This is a genomic window from Salinisphaera dokdonensis CL-ES53, from assembly GCF_040361215.1.
GTDB lineage: Bacteria > Pseudomonadota > Gammaproteobacteria > Nevskiales > Salinisphaeraceae > Salinisphaera > Salinisphaera dokdonensis.
Genome location: NZ_APND01000010.1, coordinates 1 through 6,323, shown reverse-complemented (window position 1 = coordinate 6,323; position 6,323 = coordinate 1). Strand labels below are relative to the sequence as shown.

Genomic DNA, 6,323 nt, shown 5'->3' with positions numbered 1-6,323 from the left:
ATTACTGATCTGGGCGCATAGAAAATACGGCAACTGAGCGTATCGGCCGCATTACTGAGCCAGCTCGGGCTGCCTGCATCCCCACTACGGCTCAGACCCTTTTGAAGCTTTTAGGCAGCTTAAGGTAGCGATGGGTTCACGGTGCTCGGAATCGACGTAGAAAGCGTCGAGGGTGGAAGGCAAAGCCCCGAGTCATTACAGGCTTGTACCACGGCCTGGACGGTGGGTATGTCGTTGTCGGCAACTTTATCCAGAGCTGCTATCAACTTAACTTTGCCCGAATACACCCGGATCGGGTCTTCAAGGCCGACGTCGAGTTCATCGCCCGGTGGGTATGCAAGCTCGGTCGATAACAGCACGCCGTTCGCAAATACCTTTATATCGGTCGGTATAAGAAAATCGAAGGAGGCGGGATTGGCGTTGATATGCCACTTCGATACGATGTCCAGTGCTATTTGGATCGTATCGCCTTCGCGCGATGCATCGAGATCCACATGGGCCGCGCTAAAACGCTGTGTTTGTGGGGGGACGGACTTCGAGGCTGTTGATGACTCTGATGCGGTATAGAGGTCAACAACGGCCCGCTTGCCATCCCGGTTATTACCGGTCGACTGGCCAGTCGTCGATTGCACTTCGGACTTCGTACTAGGCGCGGTCCATTGCCAGGAAAGAAAAAGGCCGCTGACCGTGATCGCGATGGTCGCTGGCAATAGCCAAGAGAGGACAAAACTCTTACGGGTCGACACGCGTCTGCTCTCCACTGGTTTCGATGGCTGTTTTCAAAGTGCCCACCGTAAATAAATCGGGCAGGCGCCGGTGAACCGCCCCGTTCGGCTTCAAGACCACGGCGAAGGGCAGGCCGGCGCCACCGAAGGATCGTAGGTAGGCGTCAAGCGCAGCGTCCGGCCGCGTGAGATCGGCGCGTAGAACGCGCATCTGGGCTGCATCGACGGCTTGCGCAATCGCGGCGTCGGCGTAAACGGTTTGTTCCAGAACTTTGCAGTTAATACACCAATCCGCCGTGAACTCGACAAGCACCGGCGCGCCGGCAGTGCGGGCCTCGGCAAGCGCGCGCTCCGTTAGCGGCTGCCAAGGCAACGCGTGCTGTGTGCCGGCCCCACGATCAAAGCCGAGCGTGACGGCGCCGGCCACGCCAGCGACCAAGACGAGCGCCGGTACCAAACGCGCGCCGAATCCGGGGCCGACCACCAATGCGCGGATTAACCAGAAAGCCAGGGTCCCGAGCCAGGCGGTCCACAGCAGGGTGCCGACGCGTTCCGCGAGCACGGTCGTTGCAAAAAACGTCGCGCCGGCCAGGAGAATCAGGCCCATGACCTGCTGCACGCGTGACAGCCATGCGCCGCTGCGTGGTATGCGTGTCAGTAGTCCGGGTCGGGCCAGCAGAACGAGGTAGGGTAGGGCCAACCCGACGCCCACCGCCATGAACAGCGCAAAGATCGTGCTTGGCGCCTGCGTGAGGGCAAACGCCATGACGCCGCCCAGGAAAGGTCCGGTGCAGGGCGCAGACAAAACCGCGGCCAGAAAACCGGCCAAGTAGGGTTCGGCATAGCCGTTGCCCTGGACGCGATAAACCCATTGGGGCGGTTGCACGCCGCGCCCCGCGAGACTATAAACGCCGAGGCCGGCGAACAGAAAAGCCAGTACCGCGCGAAACCAGAACGCCTGGAACAGGGTGCCCCAGGTCCAGTTCAGCATGGCGGTCGCCAAAGCGAGCGCGCCGAAGAACGTGAGCGTGCCGGCCAGCAGCGCGATCGCTGCCAAAAAGCGCTGTCGCGTACCGCTGCCCACCACACGCGCGATCGTGCGCAACTTGATGGGCAACGCGGGTAGCACACACGGCGTGAGATTGAGCAGCACGCCGGCGAACAGCGCCAGCAGGAGATTCGTCCAGATCGTCATCGCCTGGCGTTTTGGCGGCGGCGATCCCGCGCCCTGGAATGGTCGTGCTCGCGGTTTCGCTCATGCGCGCCCCGCGATCGGATGACGTGCGCCGCGCCGAACAGGATCAGCGCGGCGCCCCCCGCCAGAATCCAGATATAGACCGGCAGGTGCAGCGCCTGACTACCGAGCAGTACGCTCAGTACGGTCAGCGGCAAAATACCCACGCCGGTGGTCCAGACGAACGTCCATCGCGGCACGCCGGCGAGTCCCGCGGCGTAATTGACCAGATTGAAGGACATGATCGGTATCAGGCGCGCGGTCAGCAGTGTCGTAATACTGCTATCACTCACGAATGCATCCAACCGCGCCTGATAACGCAGCGGAACCAAGCGTGACCGTGCGGCCGGGCCCAGGGCCCTTGCGATTTCGTAACTCAGTATTGCGCCGATCATTGCACCCGCCCAGGTGAGCAGTACACCCAGCCCGGAGCCGAAGACGACGCCATTGGCGATTGCGATGACCTCGGCCGGAAACGGCACGAAAGAGTGAGCCGTCATCAGGCCGATGGAAGCCGCAGGCGCCCAGGGACCAGCGCTCTCAAGGAGCGCGTGCAAACCATCGCTACTAAAATCGACAGCAAACAGGGTGTATTCGACCAAGCACCAGAGGATAACGATATCGATCCAAAGCAATGCCGCGGTTAGCACCACAGCCGCTATCAGCCACCCGCTGCGCGCGGTGCGTAGCAATGTGCGGAAGACCATAGCTAACAACACGAGGCCGAGTGCGGCCAACGCCAGGCAGACGAACAGCAAATCTGCGTTCATCGCCATCGGACTTCTCGCTGATCTTTTCGTTTCGGTAGGAAATTAAGCTTGAACATGGGTACCACGGGCGGTCATGAGCCCCCAGAGCCAGTTGATTTTGTAGGTTTCGATCTGCACGGCGGCGTAGCCGCTTTCTTTGAGCATTCGAGCGCACTCATGCGTTCGATAGGTCCGTGCGTGCGCATGCGCGCGCAGCCGTTGATAGCGCTCGAACAGCCGGCACATCAGATAATCGCCACACCAGTCCGTGAGCATGAGCTGGCCGCCTCCGGTCATAGCGACCCGCAATCCGGGCGTATCCCTCGGCCACGTTTTTGTTCGGAGCTTCGGTTTGCATATCGGAGCACAACCCTGCGAATAAATGGCCGGCGTTATATATCGTTGGGGCTATGCCAAACACGGATGGCGCGGGGCATGTTTTGTCTAAGAACCCGGACACAGCAACATGTCTGTGCCCGGGGCAGCACACTCTCAGCCGTTATTTGTTCGGCTGCTTGGTCATGCGAAGATAGGGCTTGAGCTCGTTCCAGCCGGCCGGGAACAGCTTCTCGGCTTCTTCATTGGACAACGCCGGCGACACGATCACGTCGTCGCCGTCCTGCCAGTTGGCCGGGGTGGTGACCTTGTAGTTGTCCGTCAGCTGCAGTGAATCGATCACCCGCAGGATCTCGTCGAAATTGCGCCCGGCACTCTTCGGATAGGTGAGCGTCATCCGGATCTTCTTGTTGGAATCGATGATGAACACGCTGCGCACCGTCGATGTGTCGCCGGCGTTTGGGTGGATCATGTCGTAGAGTTCCGCGACCGTGCGGTCGGAATCGCCGATGATCGGGAAATTCACGGACTGGCCTTGGGTTTCCTCGATATCGGCCGACCAGCGTTTGTGATCATCGACCGAATCCACCGAGACCACGATGGCTTTTACGGCGCGTTGGGCGAACTTCTCCTTGAGTCCGCCGACCGCGCCCAACTCCGTAGTGCAGACCGGTGTGAAATCGGCCGGATGCGACATCAACATGCCCCAGCCGTCGCCGAGCCATTCGTGGAAATCGATGCGGCCTTCGGTGGTGTCGGCCGTGAAATTCGGTGCGGTATCGCCTAGACGTAGGCTCATTTCTATACTCCTGTTCGATGAAGAAAAGGCCGACGGCCTCAATTCCGGTGGCCGCCGGCGCGCTCGTATCTAGCCCTGGTCGGTTGAACCGTCAGTGCCGTCCATATTCTCCATCTTGCTCTGCATCATCTTGTTGCAGGTTTCCATCATGTCGTTCATCTGACCCATCATTTTCATCATGGGCATGTTGCCATCGCCCATCATGCCCATGCCGTGGCCCTTGCCCTCCTGGCCTTGCATCATGTGGCCCATGTTGCCCTCGGATGCCGGCTTCGCGTCCTCGCCTTGCGTTGCGGCGAATACGGCGGGCACGCCCGCGATCAGGGCAGCGGCGATGATCGTTTTTACTGTTGTACGCATGTTTCTAGTCCTCTTTGGGTTGGTCGGAAGGTGCGCTCGATGACGCGATCTGATTTGAATAACGGGTTTGAGTATCTGGTTCCTGCCGGGACGTTGCACCATCGGTAGCGGTCGGCCGCATACTCCACATCATCCAGCCCATCATGATCATGCAGGGCAGGGTGAACAGCAGCGGGACGGCTCCGATGGTCACGACCCAGTCCCAGTTGAATACAAGCCCGACCGCCGCGGCGGCAACGCCGCCGACTAATAAGCTGCGGGGTTCGAGCCAGCGCCGGGCTGGAGGCACGGAGTCGGGTGACGTCGATTTTCCGGAATCACAGCTTTTCATCGTTTGTTACCTCGGTAATTGCCTGAATAAAGGCTCAATACGTCGTGTAAACGTCGCCATTCAGCGTTTTGATGACGAACGGTTCGCTCTTTTTGCCGGGCATGCCCGGCGAGCCGCTCGGCATGCCGGGTAGAGCGATACCTCGGATATCGGGTTCCTCGCGCAGCAGCTTGGCAACGACCGGCTCAGGTACATGCCCGACGACGACGTAGTCGCCGATGAGAGTGGTGTGACAAGACGACAACGCCGGTTCGACGCCGTGCTTTTCGTTGAGAGCCGCCATATCGTCCGTGTCGAGCACGTCCACCTCATACCCCTTGGCGTTGAGGTAGTCGGCGTACTGCTCACAGCACATGCAGCCCGGGTTGTGGTAAAGGCGAGCCTGTACCGGTGCCGCGATGGCCGCGCCGGTCGAGATAAACAGAACGAGCATGAGCGTTAGGCGCGCCACGGTCGCATTACGTAGTTGGGTCATCGGAAGAACTCCACGTGATCTAGGGAGTTCCGGAAAGCCGTTAGGCGTGCACATGCGACGTAATGGTTGATGTCGCATGACAGACCAGCACTGACCGCAGAGGCGCGGTCTGTGTAAGCTCAGCCGGAGTTTGTGACGCGCTCAGGCGTCAGTCAGATCAAGCGTGGATAGCTCGCGGGGGAAAAGGGTCGGGCCCTTCGAGTTGGCGGCCCAAATGCGTTTCGATGTGAAACGTGGGCACCGCAGGTGGCAGGGGCGTAACCCCGGCAGTGTTATGCGCAACATCAGCCATTATGCCGCAGATGGCCACTGCGCAAGTCGAAGTCGCCGCGGTTGAGTGCTGCGGCTTCGTGGTGTCGGCCTGACATAACGAGCAATCGCTTGACGCGTTCTCGGCCGGCATGGTCCACGCCATGACCGCTGGACTGGCCAGCACGCTGGTGAATACCAGCACCAAGATCAGCGCGTGGAGCACTTTAGACTTCATGTTTTCAATATAGGCCACAAATATGCCGTAAACAATACCCGGAGTGTGGTACGGGGCCGTTATTTTTTAGACGATCGGGGAATAACGCGGCATCTATTTCGGAACGGCCCGACCTTAATTCGTAGAGGGCCTTTTATTTAGTCGTTTTCGATGTGTGTACAGTCAAAACGTCGAAGCGAGAGGTGTCGGTGGTTCCGCAGCCGCGGGAGCGAATGGCTCGGGGTCTCAGACGGTGCGCTTTATGATCGTTGGGGTTTGGTGGTGTATTGATTCAAGCGCAGCCAGTTCGCCGTTGATTTCGTCGGCACCACGACGTAGAGAGATCTCAATATCGTGTTTGCCTTCTCGGCGCGCCTGACGTTCGCTCCGCTCTGATCGTATTCGTCGAAGAAAACCAGCTTGCCGCATTCGTTATCTAGGCCGATTTCGATTCGCACCGTGTCCCCGGGTATATCAGCGGGGCCGTGGCGTGCCGCGGTGTAGATCCGGTTTGCCATTGACACCCTCGCTCTAACAGATCGGTGCCTGGAATACCTGCACGGATCCGTGTGCCGCTGGGGCCGACACTCGCCCCGAGCCCACGCAGGCCTGCATTCAATCGTATGCCAAGAGCAATCGTTCACTGAACGACGGAAACGAAAGCCATCTGATCGTCGCAAATCCTGGTCCGGATCACTGCGAAAGTAGCAACGACGATGTCTTAGTGCGCCGTTGAGCAGCGTGGGTTGAGAACGGCGGCGAAGGTTCAGGCAAGAAGTTTGGAAAGTCCGCTTTGGGTCCAGGCTGTGTGAAAACGCTCCCACCGGCTAAACTTCTCGCAGGCTATT

Annotated in this window: 9 protein-coding genes; all 9 read right to left on the bottom strand. The window is 59.5% G+C overall.

Annotated features, from left to right (window positions below; genetic code table 11):
* Positions 1-119 precede the first annotated feature (119 nt).
* Entirely contained in the window at positions 120-746 is a 627-nt protein-coding gene (locus tag SADO_RS17125) for a protein-disulfide reductase DsbD domain-containing protein (RefSeq protein ID WP_353113642.1), read from the bottom strand.
* Positions 733-1,920, bottom strand: coding sequence for a protein-disulfide reductase DsbD family protein (locus tag SADO_RS17120; RefSeq protein WP_353113640.1), 1,188 nt, complete (start codon positions 1,918-1,920; stop codon positions 733-735). Before SADO_RS17120 ends, SADO_RS17125 begins: the two co-directional genes overlap by 14 nt.
* Entirely contained in the window at positions 1,917-2,696 is a 780-nt protein-coding gene (locus SADO_RS17115; RefSeq protein ID WP_353113638.1) for a TVP38/TMEM64 family protein, read from the bottom strand. Before SADO_RS17115 ends, SADO_RS17120 begins: the two co-directional genes overlap by 4 nt.
* A 75-nt stretch (positions 2,697-2,771) precedes the next feature.
* Positions 2,772-2,984 (bottom strand): hypothetical protein, encoded by a 213-nt coding sequence (locus tag SADO_RS17110; RefSeq protein WP_353113636.1) that lies wholly within the window; start codon positions 2,982-2,984, stop codon positions 2,772-2,774.
* 223 nt (positions 2,985-3,207) lie between these two features.
* Complete coding sequence (locus SADO_RS17105) at positions 3,208-3,843, bottom strand: peroxiredoxin (RefSeq protein WP_293623890.1); 636 nt, start codon at positions 3,841-3,843, stop codon at positions 3,208-3,210.
* 69 nt (positions 3,844-3,912) lie between these two features.
* Positions 3,913-4,203 (bottom strand): hypothetical protein, encoded by a 291-nt coding sequence (locus tag SADO_RS17100; protein ID WP_293623891.1) that lies wholly within the window; start codon positions 4,201-4,203, stop codon positions 3,913-3,915.
* A gap of 4 nt (positions 4,204-4,207) precedes the next feature.
* Positions 4,208-4,534 carry a hypothetical protein gene (locus SADO_RS17095; RefSeq protein ID WP_293623892.1) on the bottom strand — a complete coding sequence of 109 codons (327 nt, stop codon included), beginning with the start codon at positions 4,532-4,534 and terminating at the stop codon, positions 4,208-4,210.
* Between the two features lie 34 nt (positions 4,535-4,568).
* Positions 4,569-5,009, bottom strand: a complete 441-nt coding sequence (locus tag SADO_RS17090; RefSeq protein WP_293623893.1) for a DUF411 domain-containing protein — start codon at positions 5,007-5,009, stop codon at positions 4,569-4,571.
* A 726-nt stretch (positions 5,010-5,735) separates the two neighbouring features.
* On the bottom strand, positions 5,736-5,993 hold the full coding sequence (locus SADO_RS17085) for a hypothetical protein (protein ID WP_293623894.1): 258 nt from the start codon (positions 5,991-5,993) through the stop codon (positions 5,736-5,738).
* Positions 5,994-6,323 lie beyond the last annotated feature (330 nt).